The 17,637-nt window shown below is 63.8% G+C and carries 18 protein-coding genes; 4 read left to right on the top strand and 14 right to left on the bottom strand.

Going from position 1 to position 17,637, the window contains the following annotated elements; translation table 11 throughout:
- Window positions 1-31: 31 nt before the first annotated feature.
- The 3 genes from coq7 to CR917_RS20695 are packed head-to-tail and all read left to right on the top strand — an operon-like array spanning window position 32 to window position 2,168.
- On the top strand, window positions 32-679 hold the full coding sequence (coq7, locus tag CR917_RS20705) for a 2-polyprenyl-3-methyl-6-methoxy-1,4-benzoquinone monooxygenase (protein WP_054915949.1): 648 nt from the start codon (window positions 32-34) through the stop codon (window positions 677-679).
- Window positions 676-1,716, top strand: a complete 1,041-nt coding sequence (locus tag CR917_RS20700; protein ID WP_058541843.1) for a DUF2157 domain-containing protein — start codon at window positions 676-678, stop codon at window positions 1,714-1,716. The genes coq7 and CR917_RS20700 overlap by 4 nt, the downstream gene beginning before the upstream one ends.
- The gene (locus CR917_RS20695; protein WP_088514308.1) at window positions 1,713-2,168 is read left to right on the top strand and encodes a hypothetical protein; all 456 of its coding nucleotides are present in this window, start codon (window positions 1,713-1,715) and stop codon (window positions 2,166-2,168) included. Before CR917_RS20700 ends, CR917_RS20695 begins: the two co-directional genes overlap by 4 nt.
- A 34-nt stretch (window positions 2,169-2,202) precedes the next feature.
- Here the strand turns inward: CR917_RS20695 and CR917_RS20690 are convergent, their stop codons facing one another.
- Window positions 2,203-2,625, bottom strand: a complete 423-nt coding sequence (locus CR917_RS20690; protein ID WP_043859826.1) for an OsmC family protein — start codon at window positions 2,623-2,625, stop codon at window positions 2,203-2,205.
- Between the two features lie 190 nt (window positions 2,626-2,815).
- On the opposite strand from CR917_RS20690, the gene crp reads away from it, so the two are divergent.
- Complete coding sequence (crp, locus tag CR917_RS20685; protein ID WP_043859825.1) at window positions 2,816-3,460, top strand: cAMP-activated global transcriptional regulator CRP; 645 nt, start codon at window positions 2,816-2,818, stop codon at window positions 3,458-3,460.
- Here crp and CR917_RS20680 read toward each other — a convergent pair.
- The 13 genes from CR917_RS20680 to CR917_RS20620 all read right to left on the bottom strand — a co-directional run bounded on the left by CR917_RS20680 (window position 3,457) and on the right by CR917_RS20620 (window position 17,617).
- Window positions 3,457-4,161: a lipoate--protein ligase family protein gene (locus CR917_RS20680; protein WP_058541841.1), complete on the bottom strand. Its 705-nt coding sequence runs from the start codon at window positions 4,159-4,161 to the stop codon at window positions 3,457-3,459. The two genes, crp and CR917_RS20680, sit on opposite strands and share 4 nt — an antisense overlap.
- A 52-nt stretch (window positions 4,162-4,213) precedes the next feature.
- Window positions 4,214-5,050 (bottom strand): indole-3-glycerol phosphate synthase TrpC, encoded by an 837-nt coding sequence (gene trpC, locus CR917_RS20675; RefSeq protein ID WP_104572879.1) that lies wholly within the window; start codon window positions 5,048-5,050, stop codon window positions 4,214-4,216.
- Window positions 5,047-6,096, bottom strand: coding sequence for an anthranilate phosphoribosyltransferase (trpD, locus tag CR917_RS20670; RefSeq protein WP_043863772.1), 1,050 nt, complete (start codon window positions 6,094-6,096; stop codon window positions 5,047-5,049). Before trpD ends, trpC begins: the two co-directional genes overlap by 4 nt.
- 12 nt (window positions 6,097-6,108) lie before the next feature.
- A complete protein-coding gene (locus tag CR917_RS20665; protein ID WP_043863771.1) occupies window positions 6,109-6,702 on the bottom strand; it encodes an aminodeoxychorismate/anthranilate synthase component II in 594 nt (197 codons plus the stop codon).
- Window positions 6,703-6,764: 62 nt separating this feature from the next.
- A complete protein-coding gene (gene trpE / locus CR917_RS20660) occupies window positions 6,765-8,246 on the bottom strand; it encodes an anthranilate synthase component I (protein ID WP_043863770.1) in 1,482 nt (493 codons plus the stop codon).
- Between the two features lie 70 nt (window positions 8,247-8,316).
- Window positions 8,317-9,132 (bottom strand): phosphoglycolate phosphatase, encoded by an 816-nt coding sequence (locus CR917_RS20655; protein WP_043863769.1) that lies wholly within the window; start codon window positions 9,130-9,132, stop codon window positions 8,317-8,319.
- Window positions 9,129-9,803 carry a ribulose-phosphate 3-epimerase gene (rpe, locus tag CR917_RS20650; protein ID WP_043863783.1) on the bottom strand — a complete coding sequence of 225 codons (675 nt, stop codon included), beginning with the start codon at window positions 9,801-9,803 and terminating at the stop codon, window positions 9,129-9,131. Before rpe ends, CR917_RS20655 begins: the two co-directional genes overlap by 4 nt.
- A 160-nt stretch (window positions 9,804-9,963) precedes the next feature.
- Window positions 9,964-10,791: an ABC transporter permease gene (locus CR917_RS20645; protein WP_043863768.1), complete on the bottom strand. Its 828-nt coding sequence runs from the start codon at window positions 10,789-10,791 to the stop codon at window positions 9,964-9,966.
- 11 nt (window positions 10,792-10,802) lie between these two features.
- Window positions 10,803-12,050: an ABC transporter permease gene (locus CR917_RS20640; protein ID WP_043863767.1), complete on the bottom strand. Its 1,248-nt coding sequence runs from the start codon at window positions 12,048-12,050 to the stop codon at window positions 10,803-10,805.
- A gap of 65 nt (window positions 12,051-12,115) precedes the next feature.
- Window positions 12,116-13,147, bottom strand: coding sequence for an ABC transporter substrate-binding protein (locus CR917_RS20635; protein WP_054915954.1), 1,032 nt, complete (start codon window positions 13,145-13,147; stop codon window positions 12,116-12,118).
- 40 nt (window positions 13,148-13,187) lie between these two features.
- Window positions 13,188-14,312, bottom strand: coding sequence for an ABC transporter ATP-binding protein (locus CR917_RS20630; RefSeq protein WP_043863765.1), 1,125 nt, complete (start codon window positions 14,310-14,312; stop codon window positions 13,188-13,190).
- 270 nt (window positions 14,313-14,582) lie between these two features.
- Window positions 14,583-15,212 (bottom strand): response regulator transcription factor, encoded by a 630-nt coding sequence (locus CR917_RS20625; RefSeq protein ID WP_043863764.1) that lies wholly within the window; start codon window positions 15,210-15,212, stop codon window positions 14,583-14,585.
- 2 nt (window positions 15,213-15,214) lie between these two features.
- Window positions 15,215-17,617: a PAS domain S-box protein gene (locus CR917_RS20620; protein WP_104572878.1), complete on the bottom strand. Its 2,403-nt coding sequence runs from the start codon at window positions 17,615-17,617 to the stop codon at window positions 15,215-15,217.
- Window positions 17,618-17,637: the final 20 nt, after the last annotated feature.

Below are 17,637 nucleotides of genomic sequence, written 5' to 3'. Positions count from 1 at the left end.
ACTGTCGGGCACATTCTTGCGGAGGTGCCCGATGGCTACCGAACGTCACTATTCGCCGCTCGACCGCTTGTTGCTGCAGGCCGATACCGCCATGCGCACCTTGCTCCCCTTCAGCGGCCAACCGTCCCGCCCGTCGCCTGCGATCATCCAGCCAGACGCCGACCTGAGCGACGACCAGACCCGCCACGTCGCCGGCCTGATGCGCATCAACCACACCGGTGAAGTCTGTGCCCAGGCGCTGTACCAGGGCCAGGCCCTGACTGCCAAGCTGCCGCAGGTACGCAAGGCGATGGAACATGCCGCCGAGGAAGAAATCGACCACCTGGCCTGGTGCGAGCAACGCATCCGCCAACTGGGCAGCCACCCGAGCGTTCTCAACCCGCTGTTCTATGGCATGTCGTTCGGCATCGGCGCTGTCGCCGGCCTGATCAGCGACAAGGTCAGCCTCGGTTTCGTCGCGGCCACCGAGCACCAGGTGTGCAAGCACCTGGACGAGCACCTGGAACAGATCCCGGCCGAGGACGAAAAGTCCCGCGCAATCCTCGAACAGATGCGCGTTGATGAAGAGCAGCACGCCGAGTCGGCACTGGATGCCGGCGGCTTTCGCTTCCCCGCACCGGTCAAGTTCGGCATGAGTCTGATGGCCAAGGTCATGACCAAGAGCACCTATCGAATCTGATGGAACACTTCGATGCCAGGGACCTGGCCCGCGCCGTCGATGCCGGCGTACTGAACCCGGGCCAGGACAAGGCCCTGCTTGAATTCCTCAAGCGCCAGCCCGCACAACGGCCCAGTTTCCAGCTGGCCCATGTCGCGTTCTACTTCGGCGCCCTGCTGATCATGGGGGCCATGGGCTGGCTGCTGAGCGAGGCCTGGATGCGCATCGGCGACAGCGCACTGTTGCTGATCGCGTTGGCCTACATGGCCGTGTTGACTGGCGGTGGCCTGGCACTTCAGCGCCGCGGCCAGCGTATTCCTGCCGGTCTGCTGGCAGCGGTGGCGGTCAGCATCGTACCGCTGGCGGTGTTCGCCCTCGAGCGCCTTACAGGCTTCTGGCCCCTGGACGATACCCAGACTCACTACCACAGCTACTACACCTACGTGCAGGGCGGCTGGCTGCTGATGGAAGCGGCCACCGTGATCGCCGGCCTGCTGATGCTGCGCCTGATCCCCTTCCCGTTCATCGTGATGCCCATCGCCGTGGCGCTGTGGTTCATGTCGATGGACCTGACCGAGTGGATCTACGGCGAGCCGTTCAACTGGGCGCAACGCCAGAAGGTTTCGCTTTGGTTCGGCCTCGGCCTGTTGCTGGTGTTCCTCGGCATCGATGGCCGAACCCGCGAGGACTATGCGTTCTGGGGTTATCTGGCCGGGCTGCTGGCCTTCTGGGGCGGGCTGACCTCGATGGACAGTGACAGCGAGGTCGGCAAGGCGCTGTACTGCCTGATCAACCTGGGGCTGATGGCGGTCGCCGTGCTGCTGCGCCGGCCATTGTTCATGGTGTTCGGGGCCATGGGCGTTTCGGCCTACCTTGGCTACCTGTCGTATGACGTATTCGCCGACTCGCTGCTGTTCCCGGTAGTGCTGAGCATGATCGGCCTGGGGGTCATCGGCCTTGGCCTGCTCTACCAGAAGCATCGCGAACGCCTGAGTACAAACCTTCGCGCACTGCTGCCGAACGGCCTGCTCGACCTGTTGCCGGGGCTTCGTCGATGAGGGTGCGCCTGCTGCTGATTCGAGCGCTGCAAAGCATGGGGTTGGTGCTGGTGGGCTACCTGTTCATCTTGGCGATGACCGCAAGCCTGCGCGAAACGCCCTTCAGCATGTCGCTGCCCTATCTGGGCGATTCCGACAACAGCGCGCTGGATCTGGCGCTGTTCTGTGTACCCGGAATGCTGCTGTTCGTGTTGCTGGGCAGTATCATCCGCCGGCGCCGCGTATTAGGCGGCGTGTTTGCTGCCATTGCGGCCGTCAGTGCCTGGCTGCTGTGCGAGTTGTTCTCCACCGCGTTCGGCAATACCTGGAGCACAAGCGAAGTACTCGGGCTGCTGGTGCTGAACCTGCACTGGTGGTTGCTGGCGCTGGTACCGGGGCTGATGCTGCTGTTTGCGCTGGAGCGCTTCGCCAGCAAGGCTGGCTCCTACAAGGGAAGCGGCATCCGCCTGTAGCAGCCCGCGTTACCGGCGAATGGCCACGCGACGATCAACCCAGCTCGACAATCTCGTAGGCGTGGGTGATCTCGACCCCGGCGCGCCCCAGCATGATCGATGCCGAGCAGTACTTCTCGGCCGACAACTCCACCGCGCGCTTGACCTGGGCCTCCTTCAGGCCGCGGCCCTTGACCACAAAGCGCAGATGAATCTTTGTGAACACCTTGGGGTCCTCGTCGGCCCGCTCGGCCTCGAGAAACGCCTCGCAGCTCTCTACCGCCTGGCGCGATTTCTTCAGAATGCTCACCACGTCGAAATTGCTGCAGCCACCCAGGCCCAGCAGGAGCATCTCCATCGGCCGCACGCCCAGGTTGCGCCCACCACTCTCGGGTGGACCATCCATGACCACTACATGGCCACTGCCCGATTCGCCAAGAAACATGGCTTCGCCTGCCCACTGGATACGCGCCTTCATCACCCGGATTCCCTTGCTTTGAAAAAAGGCTGTCAGCTTAGACCTTGCGCGCACGTGCGAAAAGGCTAAGCGTTCGAGTAAATATGCCGATACACCTACAGGCGTCTGATAAGCTGGCGCCAAACTGCTGGCACCCGCGCCCAGCGGTCGACAAGAATGCCCACGCGTCGCGTCTTTCCAGGATTCAGCCATGGTTGCAACAACCCTTCCAGCCAAGATCAAGAACATCGACAAGTTGCTCGCCCACTGCCAGCGTCGCCGCTTTGCAGCCAAGAACAACATCATCTGCGCTGGTGATCGGGCCGATACCCTGTCGTTCATCGTCAAGGGCTCGGTGACCATCCTGATCGAGGACGAGGAAGGCCGCGAGATGATCATCGCCTACCTCAACAGTGGCGATTTTTTCGGTGAGCTGGGCCTGTTCGAACCCATCGGCAAGGAACACCAGCGCAGCGCCTGGGTACGCGCCAAGACCGAATGCGAAGTGGCTGAAATCAGCTACGAGAAATTCCGTGAACTGGCCCGCCAGGACCAGGACATCCTTTACGCCCTGGGCAGCCAGATGGCCCAGCGCCTGCGCAACACCACGCAGAAGGTGGGCGACCTGGCGTTTTTCGACGTGACCGGTCGGGTGGCCCGCTGCCTGCTGGAGCTGTGCAAGCAGCCCGATGCCATGACCCACCCCGACGGCATGCAGATCAAGATCACCCGCCAGGAAATCGGCCGCATCGTCGGCTGCTCGCGAGAGATGGTCGGCCGCGTGCTCAAGGACCTCGAAGAACGTAACCTGGTGCATGTCAAAGGCAAGACCATGGTGGTCTTCGGCACCCGTTAATCGCGCTCGATCGCCGCGATCACCTGCGAGTAGGCCTGCTCCAGGCGCGCCAGCAGCGGTGCCTGGGGCACCACTTCATGCAGGGCGATATGACTGTCGGCGCGGCAGCGCTGCTCAAGCTCGCAGCATTCATTGAAGCGATTGACTGCCGCCACCATCGACTCGCGCTCGTTGTCCAGCAGCAAGGCGCCATGCACCAGCACCACCGGGCGCTTGCCGCCCAGGCCCTGACGCCAGCGCTGCGCCGTGCCGACCAGCTTGCGACCATTGAGGTTGACGTTGTAGCGCCCATCGCAGAACGCCCCCTCGATCTCCCCCACCGACGCCAGCCCGCCCCATTCGCGCAACACCTCGCATAGCGGCAGGCACAGGCGCTCGTAGGCCTTCTCAATACGACCGTGATCACCCTCGCTGCGCGGCGCCACATACACCAACGCGATATTGATTGTCGCAGCCGACTGCGGCACTGGCTCACCGCCGGTCTCGCGCAGCAGCACCGGCCAGCCGGCAACGGCCAATTCGGTGCAGGCGGCCTCGAAACCTTCCAGCCGGCTCATGCGCCGCGGCATCACCAGCGCGCGGTCCGTCGGCTGCCAGAACAGCAGGCCATGTTGCTTTTCGCCCTTGCACACAGCCGCCAGCAGGTCCTGCTCGGCCTGCAAGCCCGCCTCCACCGTCACCGCAACAGCTTGTTCAGTCATCACACCCACCTTGTCGATACAAAAAAGCCGGCAACGCCGGCTTCAGTGTGGATCAGTCCAGGCCTTGCGCCGGGTTGTGCACCACGCGCTCGGGGAAGAACAGGCGCTGCAGTTCCAACCCCGGGTGCTCGGCACGCATGAACGCTTCGCCCACCAGGAACGAGTAGACCTCGTTGATCTCCATCAGCTCGACGTCTGCCCGATTGAAAATGCCACTTTCGGTGATTGCCAGGCGATCACGCGGGATGCGCGGCAGCAGGTCGAGGGTGGTTTCCAGGCTCACCTCGAAGGTGTGCAGGTTGCGGTTGTTCACGCCCACCAGCGGTGTATCCAGGGTTTTCAGCGCACGCTCCAGCTCGTCGCCGTCGTGCACTTCGACCAATACATCCAGCCCTACGCTCTTCGCCGTGGCCGCCAGCTCGGCCATCTTCACGTCATCCAGTGCCGAGACGATCAGCAGCACGCAATCGGCACCCAGCGCACGGGCCTCGACGATCTGATAAGGATCGATCATGAAGTCCTTGCGGATCACCGGCAACGTGCACGCGGCGCGCGCCTGCTGCAGGTATGCATCGGCGCCCTGGAAGTAATCGATATCGGTAAGCACCGACAGGCAGGTGGCCCCGCCCTTTTCATAACTGACGGCAATGTCGGCCGGCACGAAGCCTTCGCGAATCACGCCCTTGCTCGGCGATGCCTTCTTGATCTCGGCGATCACTGCCGGCTGCTTGCGCTTTGCCTGCTCGATCAGCGCATTGGCGAACCCGCGCGGCGCATCGGCGACGGCCGCCAGGCGCTCGAGTTCAGCCAGGCTGACGCGGGCACTGCGCTCGGCCACTTCCTGAACCTTGCGCGCCAGGATGTTTTCCAGAACCGTCGGTACGCTCACTCTTCATTCTCCTGCTTGAATACCGCGGTAAAGGCGCCCAGCTCTTCGAGCTTTTCTCGCGCCAGCCCGGTGTGCAGTGCATCATGGGCCAGCTCGACGCCTTGCTTGAGGCTCATGGCATGGTCGGCGGCATACAGCGCAGCGCCGGCATTGAGCACGATCATTTCTGCCGCCTTCTGACCGTTTTCGGTCTTGCGGCGCCCCAGGGCATCGCGAATCAACTCCAGCGACGCGGCCGGGCTGTCTACCGCCAGGCCGTGCAGGCTCTGGCTCTTCATGCCCAGGTCTTCGGGCTCTACCCAGTACTCGGTGATTTCGCCGTTCTTCAGTTCCGCAACGAAGGTCGGCGCGGCCAGGCTGAATTCGTCCAGGCCGTCCTTGGAGTGCACCACCAGCACATGCTTGCTGCCCAGGCGTTGCAGCACCTCGGCCAGCGGCCGGCACAATGCCTGGGTGAACACGCCGACCACCTGGTGCCTGACCCCGGCCGGATTCGTAAGCGGGCCGAGCATGTTGAACAGCGTGCGCAGCCCCAGGTCACGACGCGGGGCGGCGGCATATTTCATCGCCTTGTGGTGGGTCTGGGCGAACATGAAGCCGATACCGACGCTGTCGATGCAACGCGCGACCTGCACTGGCGTCAGGTTCAGGTAGATACCGGCGGCCTCGAGCAGGTCGGCGCTGCCGCTCTTGCCCGATACCGCACGGTTGCCGTGCTTGGCCACGGTGCAGCCGGCAGCGGCCACGACAAATGCCGAGGCGGTGGAAACGTTGAAGATATTGGCGCCGTCGCCTCCGGTACCGACCACATCGACCACCTGGTCCAGGGTCTGCAGTTGTACCTGGTCAGCCAGCTCGCGCATCACCGATACCGCACCGACGATCTCGTCGATGCTTTCGCTCTTCATGCGCATGCCCATCATGAAGGCGCCGATCTGCGCCTCGCTGCACTGGCCGGTCATGATCTCGCGCATCACATCGCGCATTTCCTCGGTGCTCAGGTCCAGGTGACCGACGATGCGGCCCAGCGCGCTCTTGATATCCATGGTGTCAAATCCTTAGCGGCGGCCGCCGGTCTGCTTGAGGAAGTTGGCGAACAGCTCGTGGCCCTGCTCGGTGAGTATCGACTCGGGGTGGAACTGCACCCCTTCGATGTTCAGTGTCTTGTGACGCAGGCCCATGATCTCGTCGACCGAGCCGTCGTCCAGAGTGGTCCAGGCAGTCACTTCCAGGCACTCGGGCAGCGTTTCGCGCTTGACCACCAGGGAATGGTAGCGGGTCACCGTCAACGGGTTGTTCAAGCCTGCGAACACACCCTGGTCGATGTGCGACACGGGGCTGGTCTTGCCGTGCATCACCTGGCGCGCCCGTACCACATCACCGCCAAAGGCCTGGCCGATGGACTGGTGGCCCAGGCACACGCCCAGGATCGGCAGCTTGCCGGCAAAGTGCAGGATGGCTTGGAGCGATACACCGGCCTCGGTCGGGGTGCACGGGCCTGGGGACACCACAATGCGCTCGGGTTGCAGTGCCTCGATCTGGGCGATGGTCAGTTCGTCATTGCGAATGACCTTGACCTCTGCACCCAGCTCGCCGAAGTACTGCACGACGTTGTAGGTGAAGGAGTCGTAGTTGTCGATCATCAGTAACATCTGGGTCAACCTCTTGAGTCTGGCGACTCTGAATTCTGTGTTGCGCCGCAGCGGCGCCCTTCTCAGCTGAGCGGTGTCTGTTCAGCCAAGGCTACCGCGCGGAACATCGCCCGACGCTTGTTGATGGTTTCTTCCCACTCCAGCGCCGGCACCGAGTCGGCGACGATGCCGCCACCGGCCTGCACATGCAGCTCACCGTCCTTGATCACGGCGGTGCGGATGGCAATGGCGGTATCCATGTTGCCGTTCCAGGCCAGGTAGCCGACGGCGCCGCCGTACACGCCACGCTTGACCGGCTCCAGCTCGTCGATGATTTCCATGGCGCGGATCTTCGGCGCCCCCGACAGGGTGCCGGCGGGCAGAATGGCGCGCAGCGCGTCCATCGCGCTCAGGCCCTGCTTGAGCTGGCCGGTGACGTTGGACACGATGTGCATCACGTTGGAGTAACGCTCGATCACCATCTTCTCGGTGACCTTGACCGAACCGGTCTCGGAAACGCGACCGGTGTCGTTGCGGCCCAGGTCGATCAGCATCAGGTGCTCGGCGATCTCCTTGGCGTCCGACAGCAGGTCCTGCTCCAGCGCTCGGTCGGCCTCCTCGTTGGCACCACGCGGCCGGGTGCCGGCGATCGGGCGCACGGTGACCAGGTTGTCTTCGACCCGCACCAGCACTTCCGGCGAGCTGCCCACCACATGGAAGTCGCCGAAGTTGAAGAAGTACATGTACGGCGTGGGGTTGAAGCAGCGCAACGCGCGGTACAGGTCGATGGGCGCGGCCTTGAAGTCGATGGACATGCGCTGCGAGGGCACCACCTGCATGCAGTCGCCGGCCAGGATGTACTCCTTGACGGTATCGACGGCGCGTTCGTAGTCGGCCTGGGTGAAGCTTGAACGAAACTCCGGCTCAGCAGCCAGAGGGCCGCCCAGGGCCAGGCCGCGACGCGGGGCGATCGGCTGGCGCAGTTGTTCGAGCAGTTCTTCAAGACGCGCCAGGCCATTTTCGTAGGCGTTGTCCTGAGCGGGGTCGGCCAGCACGATGGCGTGCATCTTGCCGGCCAGGTTGTCGAACACCACCACGGCGTCCGACACCATCAGCAGGATGTCCGGCACGCCCAGCGGATCGGGATTAGGGCACTTGCCCAGGCGCTTCTCTACATAGCGCACGCAGTCGTAGCCGAAATACCCCACCAGGCCACCGTTGAAGCGCGGCAGGCCGTCGATGGTCGGTACGTTGTAGCGTTCCTTGAACGTCTCGACGAAGGCCAGCGGGTCTTCGACTTCATGCTGTTCGATCTCGACACCGTCATGGGTGATGCGCACCTGATGGTCATGTACGCGCAACACGGTGCGACATGGCAGGCCGATTATCGAATAACGCCCCCACTTCTCGCCGCCCTGCACCGATTCGAGCAGGTAGGAGTTGGGCTGGTCGGCCAGTTTCAGGTAGATCGACAGCGGCGTGTCGAAGTCGGCCAGGGTTTCGCAGGCCAGGGGAATGCGGTTGTAGCCGGCAGCGGCCAGGCGCAGGAATTCTTCGCGGGTCATGATAGCCTCGTGGCAATGGGGCAATAGGTCGTACAGGCAAACGCGCCGGATCAGGCCGGCCAGAAAAAAGTCAGGCGCGCCAACGCCAACGGGCCAGGGCCTTGATGACTTTCATCCAGAGTTTGCCGGGTGCCACCACGATGGAATCTCTATCAGGGGGGGATTGATCGTCCGACATTAGCTCAGTGGCCGAATCTAAGCAACCAGGCAGCAGCGCGCGCAGGTCATCGATCACCAGCGCGGGCGACTCCTCGCTGATCGGGCGGCCATGGTTGTAGCCGTAGCTGAGCGCCACGCATTGCACCCCTGCCGCCCGGGACGCCAGCACATCACTGCGCGAGTCGCCCACGAACAGCGCCTGGGCCGGCGCCACGTTGGCCATCTGCATCACGAACAGCAATGCGGCGGGGTCGGGTTTCTTCTGCGGCAGGGTGTCGCCGCCGATGATCCAGCGAAAGTATCGCCCGATCTTCATCTGGTCCAGCAAGGGAGCGACGAAGCGCTCCGGCTTGTTGGTGATCAGGGCCATTTCCACGCCCTGCTTGTGCAGCCACTTGAGGGTGTCACGCACGCCGGGGTAGACCACCGTCAATTCATGGTTGTCGGCATAGGCCTGCATGAACAGCTCGAGCCCGCGCGCGGCCTCATCGTCGTCCACCCCGGCATGCTCGATGCTGCCGGCCAGGGCGCGGCGCACCAGCACCTGCACGCCATTACCGACCCATTCGCGCACAGCGGCGACACCTGCGGGCTGGCGCCCCATTTCGAGCAGCATGTGATCCACGGCGGCCGCCAGGTCCGGCACCGAATCGATCAGGGTGCCATCCAGGTCGAACATCACCAGCTTGGGCAGGCCCCCGGGGAACAGCTGCTCGAAGCCGCTCATGGGCGGGCCAGGGCCAGTTCGGCGTGCATCCTGGCGATCACCTCTTTGTAGTCCGGGGCATTGAAGATCGCCGAGCCGGCCACGAAGGTGTCGGCGCCAGCAGCGGCGATTTCACGGATATTGTTGACGTTGACCCCACCGTCGATCTCCAGACGGATATCACGCCCGCTGGCATCGATCAGCGCGCGGGCTTCGCGCAGCTTGTCGAGGGTGGCCGGAATGAACTTCTGGCCGCCAAAGCCCGGGTTGACGCTCATGAGCAGGATCATGTCGACCTTGTCCATCACGTACTTGAGCGCATCCAGCGAGGCAGCCGGGTTGAACACAAGGCCCGCCTTGCAGCCGCCGTCACGGATCAGCTGCAGCGAGCGATCGACGTGCAGGGTGGCGTCGGGGTGGAAGGTGATGTAGGTGGCGCCGGCTTCGATGAAGTCGCCGATGATGCGGTCCACCGGGGTGACCATCAGGTGTGCGTCGATCGGCGCGGTCACGCCGTACTTGCGCAGGGCGCTGCACACCATCGGACCGATGGTAAGGTTGGGAACGTAGTGGTTGTCCATCACGTCGAAGTGGACGATGTCGGCGCCGGCTTCGAGCACCTTGTCGACTTCTTCGCCCAGGCGGGCAAAGTCGGCTGAGAGGATGGAGGGGGCAATAGCGTAGGGCTGCATGGCGCACCTGTTGGGCAGAATCACGGTGGCGCGCATTGTACCTCAGGCAAACCGTCAGGGGCTGACTGGCATCAAGCCTGGATCAGGATCGGTGGTGCCCACTTCGCCGGCAAGGCCGGCTCCTACAGGAGCCAGCCCTGCCGGCGAAGGGTCATCTGTTTCAGCCCGGCTGTTGGGTACGCAGCTTCTCGCCACGCCCGCGCAGCCATTCCAGGGTCAGCAACAGCACCACCGAGAACGCGATCAGCAAGGTCGCCGCTGCAGCAATGGTCGGGCTCAGGTTCTCGCGGATACCGCTGAACATCTGGCGTGGCAGCGTGGCCTGCTCCGGCCCGGCGAGGAACAGCGTCACCACCACCTCGTCGAACGATGTCGCGAAGGCGAACAGGGCCCCCGAGATCACACCCGGGGCGATCAGCGGCAGGGTCACCCGGCGGAACGTGGTGACCGGCGAGGCGCCCAGGCTGGCCGCAGCCCGTACCAGGTTGTGGTTGAAGCCTTGCAGGGTGGCCGACACCGTGATGATCACGAACGGTACACCCAGCACCGCATGCACCAGAATCAGCGAGGTGAAGCTGTTGCCCAGGCCCAGCGGGGCGAAGAACAGGTAGCTGGCCACACCGATGATCACCACCGGTACTACCATCGGCGAGATCACCAGCGCCATCACCAGCGATTTGCCGGGGAAGTCGCCACGGGTCAGGCCGATCGAGGCCAGGGTGCCGAACACCATCGCCAGCAGCGTCGCCGCCGGGGCCACGATGATGCTGTTCTTGAGGGCGCGCATCCACTCGGCCGAACCGAAGAAGTCTTGGTACCACTGCAGCGAGAAGCCTTGCAGCGGATACACCAGGAAGCTCCCCGAGTTGAACGACAACGGGATGATCACCAGTACCGGCAACACCAGGAACAGCAGCACCAGCCCGCAAAGGATGCGCAAACTGTAGTACCAGACCCGTTCGACGGGCGACATGTAAGGGCTCAGCATGACAACGCTCCTCAGCTCAGACGCAGGCGGCTTGCGCCAACCAGCCAGCTATAGATCAGGTACAACAGCACGGTGGCCAGCAACAGCAACCCGCCCAGCGCGGTGGCCATGCCCCAGTTGATGCTGGTGTTGGTGTAGAAGGCGACAAAGTAGCTGACCATCTGGTCGTTCGGGCTGCCCAGCAGTGCCGGGGTGATGTAGTAGCCGATCGCCAGGATGAACACCAGCAGGCAACCTGCGCCGACGCCGGCATAGGTCTGCGGCAGGTACACCCGCCAGAAGCTGGCGAACGGATGGCAACCCAGGGAGATCGCCGCACGCATGTAGGTCGGGGAAATGCCCTTCATCACGCTGTAGATCGGCAAAATCATGAACGGCAGCAGAATGTGGACCATCGAGATGTAGACGCCGGTACGGTTGAACACCAGTTCCATCGGCTTGTCGATCAGCCCCAGCGCCATCAGGCCGCTGTTGATCAGCCCCCCGGACTGGAGCAGCACGATCCACGCCGCCACCCGCACCAGGATCGAGGTCCAGAACGGCAGCAACACCAGGATCATCAGCAGGTTGCTCTGCCGGGTCGGCAGGTTGGCCAGCAGGTAGGCCAGCGGGTACGCCAACGCCAGGCAGATGACGGTGATCACCAGGCCCATCCACAGGGTGCGGGCAAAGATGTCGAGGTAGATGGCCTGGTCCGGGGTGGTCGGCGCCAGCTCGCCCAGGTCATCGATACGGTGGTCCACCGAGGCCAGCAGGTAGAACGGCGTCACGCTGCTGGTGTTGCGGCGGATCGCCTGCCAGTAGGCCGGGTCGCCCCAACGCTCGTCCAGCTCCTGCAACGCATCCTTGTAGGATTGCGGCTCGGTCTTGAACGGCAGGGCCCGGGCAGTCTTGGCCAGCAGGCTGCGGTAGCCGGCCAGCTCCATGTTCAGACGCTTGGAAACATCGCCCAGGGTCTGGTTCTTGCGCGATTCGGCGAGGTCTTCGCTGAGGGCCTTGTACACGTCCTCGCCAGGCAGGCTCTTGCCGTCCCATTCAGCCACCGCGGCGACGGTGCGCGGCAAGCCGCCAACCACCTCGGGGTTGCCGACGCTCTTGTACAGCAGCGCGGCGATCGGCACGATGAAAACCAGCAGCAGAAACACTGCCAGCGGTGCGATCAATGCTTTTGCCTTCCAGCGGTTGACGCGTTCAGCACGCGCCAGGCGCTTCTTGAGGTTGGAACCTGCGCCTTCGTTCAGGGGCACTGCGATGGCCATAGCGAACTCCGAAAATCTTGGAAACAAGAGGCGTCAGCACGATGCCGACGCCCCATTGGCACGGCTTACTTGGCCGCCCAGGCGTTGAAGCGTTGTTCCAGCTGCTCGCTGTTGTCAGCCCAGAACACCACGTCGATCTGCACCTGATTGGCGATGTTCTCCGGCGTGGTCGGCATGTCCTTCTTGACCTCATCCGTCAGCAACGCCACGGCCTTGCTGTTGGCCGGACCGTAGGCGATGTTCGAGGAGAACACCTTCTGCTGCTCGGGCTGGATCGAGAAGGCGATGAACTTCTTGGCGTCCTCGAGGTTTTTCGCGCCCTTCGGAATGGCCCAGGCATCGAAGTCGTAGATACCGCCGTTCCATACCACCTTCAGGTTGCTTTCCTTCTGCACCGCAGCGATGCGACCGTTGTAGGCCGAGCTCATCACCACGTCGCCCGAGGCCAGGTACTGCGGCGGCTGTGCACCTGCTTCCCACCACTGGATGTTTGGCTTGAGGGCGTCGAGCTTCTTGAAGGCGCGGTCCTGGCCTTCCTTGGTGCCCAGCACCTTGTAGACGTCTTTAGGTGCCACACCGTCGGCCATCAGCGCGAATTCCAGGGTGTACTTGGCACCCTTGCGCAGGCCGCGCTTGCCCGGGAATTTCTGGGTATCCCAGAAATCCGCCCAGCTGGTGGGCGCAGTCTTGAGTTTGTCGGCGTTGTAGGCCATGACGGTCGACCACACGAAGAAGCCCACGCCACACGGCTGGATGGCGCCGGCCACATAGTCGGACTCATCGCCGAACAGGGCCGGGTCGAGCTGCTCGAACATGCCTTCGTCACAACCGCGGGCCAGTTCCGGCGACTCCACTTCCACCAGGTTCCAGCTCACGCTCTTGGTGTCGACCATGGCCTTGACCTTGGCCATTTCACCGTTGTAGTCGGCGGGGATGATCTTGCCGTTGCCGGCCTTTTCCCACGGCTCGTAGAACGCCTTGACCTGGGCGGCCTTGTTGGCCCCCCCGAATGCGACCACGGTCAGGTCGGCGGCGATGGCCTGGCTTGCTGCGAACAGGCCCAGGGTCAGAGCGGTCAGCTTCAAGTGTTTGTTCATTATTGTTCTCTCCGCGTTGCTGGGATGGGTGAGGCGATCCTCACTGGGCTTCCAGAATAGGATCGAGTGCGCGACCGTGCTCGACCTCCCAGCCCAGTGGCACCACATCGCCCACGGCCAGGGCCGGGTCGAGCTCGGCGATGGGTTGCTTCACAAAGAAGTCCGCCTTGCCGCACACTTCCAGACGCACCCGCACGTGGTCGCCCAGGTAGATGAATTCGGCCACCCGCCCAGAGAAGCGGTTGACGCAGCTTTCACTGTGACCGTTCAGGCGCACGCGCTCCGGACGGATCGACAGGGTGACCGGCTCGCCCGGCTGGCCGACGTTGACGGCCAGTGCCTCGACCTTCTCGCCACGGGGCAGCGCCACCAGGCAGCGATCGCCGGTCTGGCTGAGCAGACGCCCGTTGATACGGTTGTTCTCGCCGATGAAGTTGGCCACGAAGGTATTCTTCGGCTCTTCATACAGGGTGCGCGGGTCGGCGATCTGCTGGATCTCGCCCTGGTGGAACACGGCCACGCGGTCGGACATGGTCAGCGCTTCGCCCTGGTCGTGGGTCACGTAGACCACGGTCACGCCCAGACGCTGGTGCAGGTGCTTGATTTCCATCTGCATGTGTTCGCGCAGCTGCTTGTCGAGGGCGCCGAGTGGTTCGTCCATCAGTACCAGTTGCGGTTCGAACACCAGGGCGCGAGCCAGCGCAACACGCTGCTGCTGGCCGCCGGAAAGCTGGCCGGGGTAGCGCTGGGCGAAGGTTTCGAGCTGCACCATGTTCAGCACGCGCTTGACCCGCTCGCTGATGTCGGTCTTGCTCAGGTTGCGCACGCTCAGCGGGAAGGCCAGGTTCTCGGCCACGGTCATGTGCGGGAACAACGCATAGTTCTGGAACACCATGCCGATGTCGCGCTTGTGCGGCGGCACGTTGTTGATCGAACGCCCGTCCAGCAGGATCTCGCCGGCGGTAGGGGTTTCGAACCCTGCCAGCATCATCAGGCTGGTGGTCTTGCCCGAGCCCGAGGGGCCGAGCAGGGTCAGGAACTCGCCTTTGCGAATATCCAGATTCAGGTCTTTGACGATCAGCGACTCGCCGTCGTAGCTCTTCTGCACACCACGGAAGCTGACCAGCACTTCGCCGGTTGCAGCGTTCGAATTCACCTCACTCATACCTGCACCTTCTTGTTGGATGACTGCTGTGACCCAAGACTAGAGAAGGCAGAAGGTGGCGCAAATCGGGGGTGCTGAGAGAATGCCATCAGCCGGATGGAAACTTGCGGGTAGGGATTGCCCTACAAGGGTGGCGTTTTCAGACACGTTGATAGCCGTGCTGCCCCCTTCGCTGGCAAGCCAGCCCCCACAAGGTTTGTCGGTACACGCCGAACCTGTGGCGGCTGGCTTGCCAGCGAAGGGATCAACCCGATGTCGTTTTTGGAACACTCACACCAGCTTGTGCTCCATCGCATACTTCACCAGCTCCGCCAGCGAAGTCACATTCAGCTTCTGCATCAGGCGCGCCTTGTGGGTGCTGATGGTCTTGTTGCTCAGCGCCAGCTGCTGGGCAATGTCGTTGACGTTCGCCCCCTGGGCCAACCGTTCGAACACCGAGAACTCGCGCTCCGACAGCATCGAGTGCAGGGGGCGCGAATCCGTCAGCCCCACCTCGAACACCATGCGGTCGGCCAGGTCCGGATCGATGTAGCGCCCGCCCCCCGCCACCCGGCGAATCGCGGTCAGCAGCAGCGCCGGATCACTGTCCTTGGTCGCGTACCCCGCCGCGCCGATCTTCAGCGCCCGCGCCGCCATCTGCGCTTCGTCATGCATCGACAGCACCAGGATCGCCGGCGGCGCGCTCAACGCGCGAATTCGCGGTATCGCCTCCAGCCCGTTCACCCCCGGCATCGAGATATCCAGCAACACCACCTCGCATTCGGTGTGGCGCAAGGCTTCGAGCAACTGCTCGCCATTGCCGGCCTCGCCCACCACCTGCATGTCCTTGGCCAGGCCGATCAACTGCTTGATGCCCTCGCGCACGATGGTGTGGTCTTCGGCAACCAATACTCGAATCACTGTCAGCTCCTGTCGTTGTTCAGGGGGATGCGTACGCTCAACGTGGTGCCCTCGCCCGGCTCGCTGTCCAGGCGCATGCTGCCGCCCAGCATCAGCACGCGCTCGCGCATGCCCACCAGGCCGAACGAGGTCGGGCGCTGGTCACTCTGCACGAAACCCACGCCGTCGTCGCTGATGGTCAGGCACAGCATCGCACCGTCCAGGCCCAGGTTGATCTGCACAGTATGCGCGTGGGCGTGGCGCATGACGTTGGTCAGGGCCTCCTGCAGAATGCGGAACAGGCTGGTGGCCTTGGCGTCGCTGAGCGGCGGCAGGTTGTCCGGTACCTCGACCAGGCACGGGATCTGCGTGCGGGCCTCGAAACGTCGGGCCTGCCACTCGATGGCCGAGGCAATGCCGGCATCCAGAATCGGCGGGCGCAAGGCCGTGGCGACGTCGCGCACCAGCTGGAACAGCTGCGCGATCAGGCGCTTCATGCTGCCCAGGCGCTCGTTCAGGCCCGGGTCCAGCCCGGCATAGGCCAGCTCGCACATCGAGGTTTCCAGCTTGAGCACGGTCAGCATCTGCCCGAGCTCATCATGCACCTCGCGGGCGATCCGCGCTTTCTCTTCCTCGCGTACGCTCTCCAGGTGCGCCGACAGTTCGCGCAGCTGCTCCTGGGAGCGCGCCAGTTCCAGCTCGGCGCGCTTGCTCTGGCTGATGTCCCATACCACCCCGTCCCACACCACGCGGCCGTCGCGCAGATTGCGGGTACTGGCCTTGATGTCGGCCCAGCGCTGCTCACCCTGGCGCGTGACGATGCGGCCCTGCCACGACCAGTCCTGGTCGGTGGCCAGCGCCTGGTCCTGCACGCGGTGATAGTCGGCGCGGTCTTCGCTGTGCACCAGGTTGCGCAAGCCCATGTCCGGGTGCTGCAGTTCGATGGGCGAGTAGCCGACCAGGGCCTCGCTGCCTTCGCTGATATAGGGGAACTCCAGGTCGCCGATCGCCGGGTTGCGTTCCAGCCGGAACACCAGCCCCGGCACGTTGCCGGCAATGCCCTTGAGCCGCGCCTCGCTCTCGCGCAGCGCCGCCAGGGCACGGCGGCGCTCGGTGACGTCATTGATGAACACCACCAGGTATTCGGCATCGCGAAAGCGCAAGAAGCTCAACGACACATCCACCGGTACCAGGCTGCCATCGGCGCGCAGGCACTGGGTCTCGAAGCGCTGCGCCGCCTCGTCGCTGGCCCGTGCGCGCTTCCACAGGTCCAGCCAGCGGTCCATGTGCAGGTTGGGCTCGATATCGATCAGCGGGCGATCGTTCAGCGCCCCCGAGGTATAGCCGAGCATGCTTTCGACCGCGCGGTTGGCGTAGCGCACATGGCTGTCCCAATGCACCCACAGGATGCCCACGGTGCTCTGGTCGAGGGAGAACTGGCTCAGGCGCAGCGCCTCTTCGCGGGCCAGGCGCTTGGCGATGTTTTCCCGCGCAGCCAGCAGATTAAGTTCCAACTGCTGTTGCTGGCGCCGCTGCCAGATCACGATGAAGACGCAACTGAAGAACAGCGCCGCGAACAGCAACGCCAGGTTCTGCCAGAACCCCGGTGACTCGCTCAGGCGCGGGTAGCGGGGTTGCAGCCAGCGGTTGTGCAGTTGCTCCAGGTCCTTGGCCGGGATGGCCTGCAGGCCGACCTCGATGATGTCGGCCAGCATCGGCCAGTCACGCCGTGAGCCCACCCGCAGCAACTGCGGCAAACCGATGTCGCCCACCACCACCAGATCGCTGAATTCGTTCTCGCGCGACAACCGGCTCAACTGCGCTTCATCCAGCACCGCGTAGCGCACCTGCTCGCTGAGCAACAGCTGCAAGGCCTGGCGCTCGGCCGGCACGCCTTGAAGATTCAGGTTGGAATAGGTCGCGCGCAGATAGTCGGCCAGTGAACTGGGCATGCGCACTGCCACCCGCTCGTTTTCGGCGAGCCGCTCCAGGTCCACTGCCATCGAGCCGTTGCGCGGGCCCACGATCAACTGCGGTACGCGCATGTAGGGGTCGCTGAACAACCAGCGACGCAGGCTGGCCGGGGTCTGGGTCAGCCCTGGCGCCAGGTCGATCTCGCCGCCGGCCAGGGCATGCTCGAGCGCGGCCTGGTCGGGGAAGTTGCGCCACGTCAGGTCCAGGTCCAATGCCCTGCCCAGCCAGTTCATCAGCTCGACGTTGACACCCGACAGCTGCTGCAGGCGCCGGTCGAACTGCGCGAACGGAGCCTGCAACACCAGGCCCACCCGCAAGCTGCGGTGCTGGTCGAGCCATTGCTGTTGCGCCGGGTCCAGGCGTACCGCAGCCGGTACGGATGCCTGCTCCGCGTTCGCCATAAAGGGCCAGCACAAGCAGCCGATAAACAACAGGCAGCGCAAACGCATCATCTTGAATCTCGTCAATGAAG

The sequence above is a fragment of the Pseudomonas sp. BRM28 genome (assembly GCF_002939405.1).
GTDB classification, from domain to species: domain Bacteria; phylum Pseudomonadota; class Gammaproteobacteria; order Pseudomonadales; family Pseudomonadaceae; genus Aquipseudomonas; species Aquipseudomonas palmensis.
Note: the sequence above shows the minus strand (reverse complement) of the source record. Positions and strands in the feature narration are given on the sequence as shown.

Excerpts from the sequence above, each read along its gene's own strand:
- CR917_RS20635 (WP_054915954.1), bottom strand. The coding sequence starts at position 13,147 with ATGAACAAACACTTGAAGCTGACCGCTCTGACCCTGGGCCTGTTCGCA.
- CR917_RS20695 (WP_088514308.1), top strand. The coding sequence starts at position 1,713 with ATGAGGGTGCGCCTGCTGCTGATTCGAGCGCTGCAAAGCATGGGGTTG.
- CR917_RS20630 (WP_043863765.1), bottom strand. The coding sequence starts at position 14,312 with ATGAGTGAGGTGAATTCGAACGCTGCAACCGGCGAAGTGCTGGTCAGC.
- CR917_RS20690 (WP_043859826.1), bottom strand. The coding sequence starts at position 2,625 with ATGAAGGCGCGTATCCAGTGGGCAGGCGAAGCCATGTTTCTTGGCGAA.
- CR917_RS20640 (WP_043863767.1), bottom strand. The coding sequence starts at position 12,050 with ATGGCCATCGCAGTGCCCCTGAACGAAGGCGCAGGTTCCAACCTCAAG.
- CR917_RS20655 (WP_043863769.1), bottom strand. The coding sequence starts at position 9,132 with ATGAGCGGCTTCGAGCAGCTGTTCCCCGGGGGCCTGCCCAAGCTGGTG.
- CR917_RS20620 (WP_104572878.1), bottom strand. The coding sequence starts at position 17,617 with ATGATGCGTTTGCGCTGCCTGTTGTTTATCGGCTGCTTGTGCTGGCCC.
- trpD (WP_043863772.1), bottom strand. The coding sequence starts at position 6,096 with ATGGATATCAAGAGCGCGCTGGGCCGCATCGTCGGTCACCTGGACCTG.
- trpE (WP_043863770.1), bottom strand. The coding sequence starts at position 8,246 with ATGACCCGCGAAGAATTCCTGCGCCTGGCCGCTGCCGGCTACAACCGC.
- CR917_RS20665 (WP_043863771.1), bottom strand. The coding sequence starts at position 6,702 with ATGTTACTGATGATCGACAACTACGACTCCTTCACCTACAACGTCGTG.
- CR917_RS20680 (WP_058541841.1), bottom strand. The coding sequence starts at position 4,161 with ATGACTGAACAAGCTGTTGCGGTGACGGTGGAGGCGGGCTTGCAGGCC.
- rpe (WP_043863783.1), bottom strand. The coding sequence starts at position 9,803 with ATGCAGCCCTACGCTATTGCCCCCTCCATCCTCTCAGCCGACTTTGCC.
- coq7 (WP_054915949.1), top strand. The coding sequence starts at position 32 with ATGGCTACCGAACGTCACTATTCGCCGCTCGACCGCTTGTTGCTGCAG.
- CR917_RS20645 (WP_043863768.1), bottom strand. The coding sequence starts at position 10,791 with ATGCTGAGCCCTTACATGTCGCCCGTCGAACGGGTCTGGTACTACAGT.
- crp (WP_043859825.1), top strand. The coding sequence starts at position 2,816 with ATGGTTGCAACAACCCTTCCAGCCAAGATCAAGAACATCGACAAGTTG.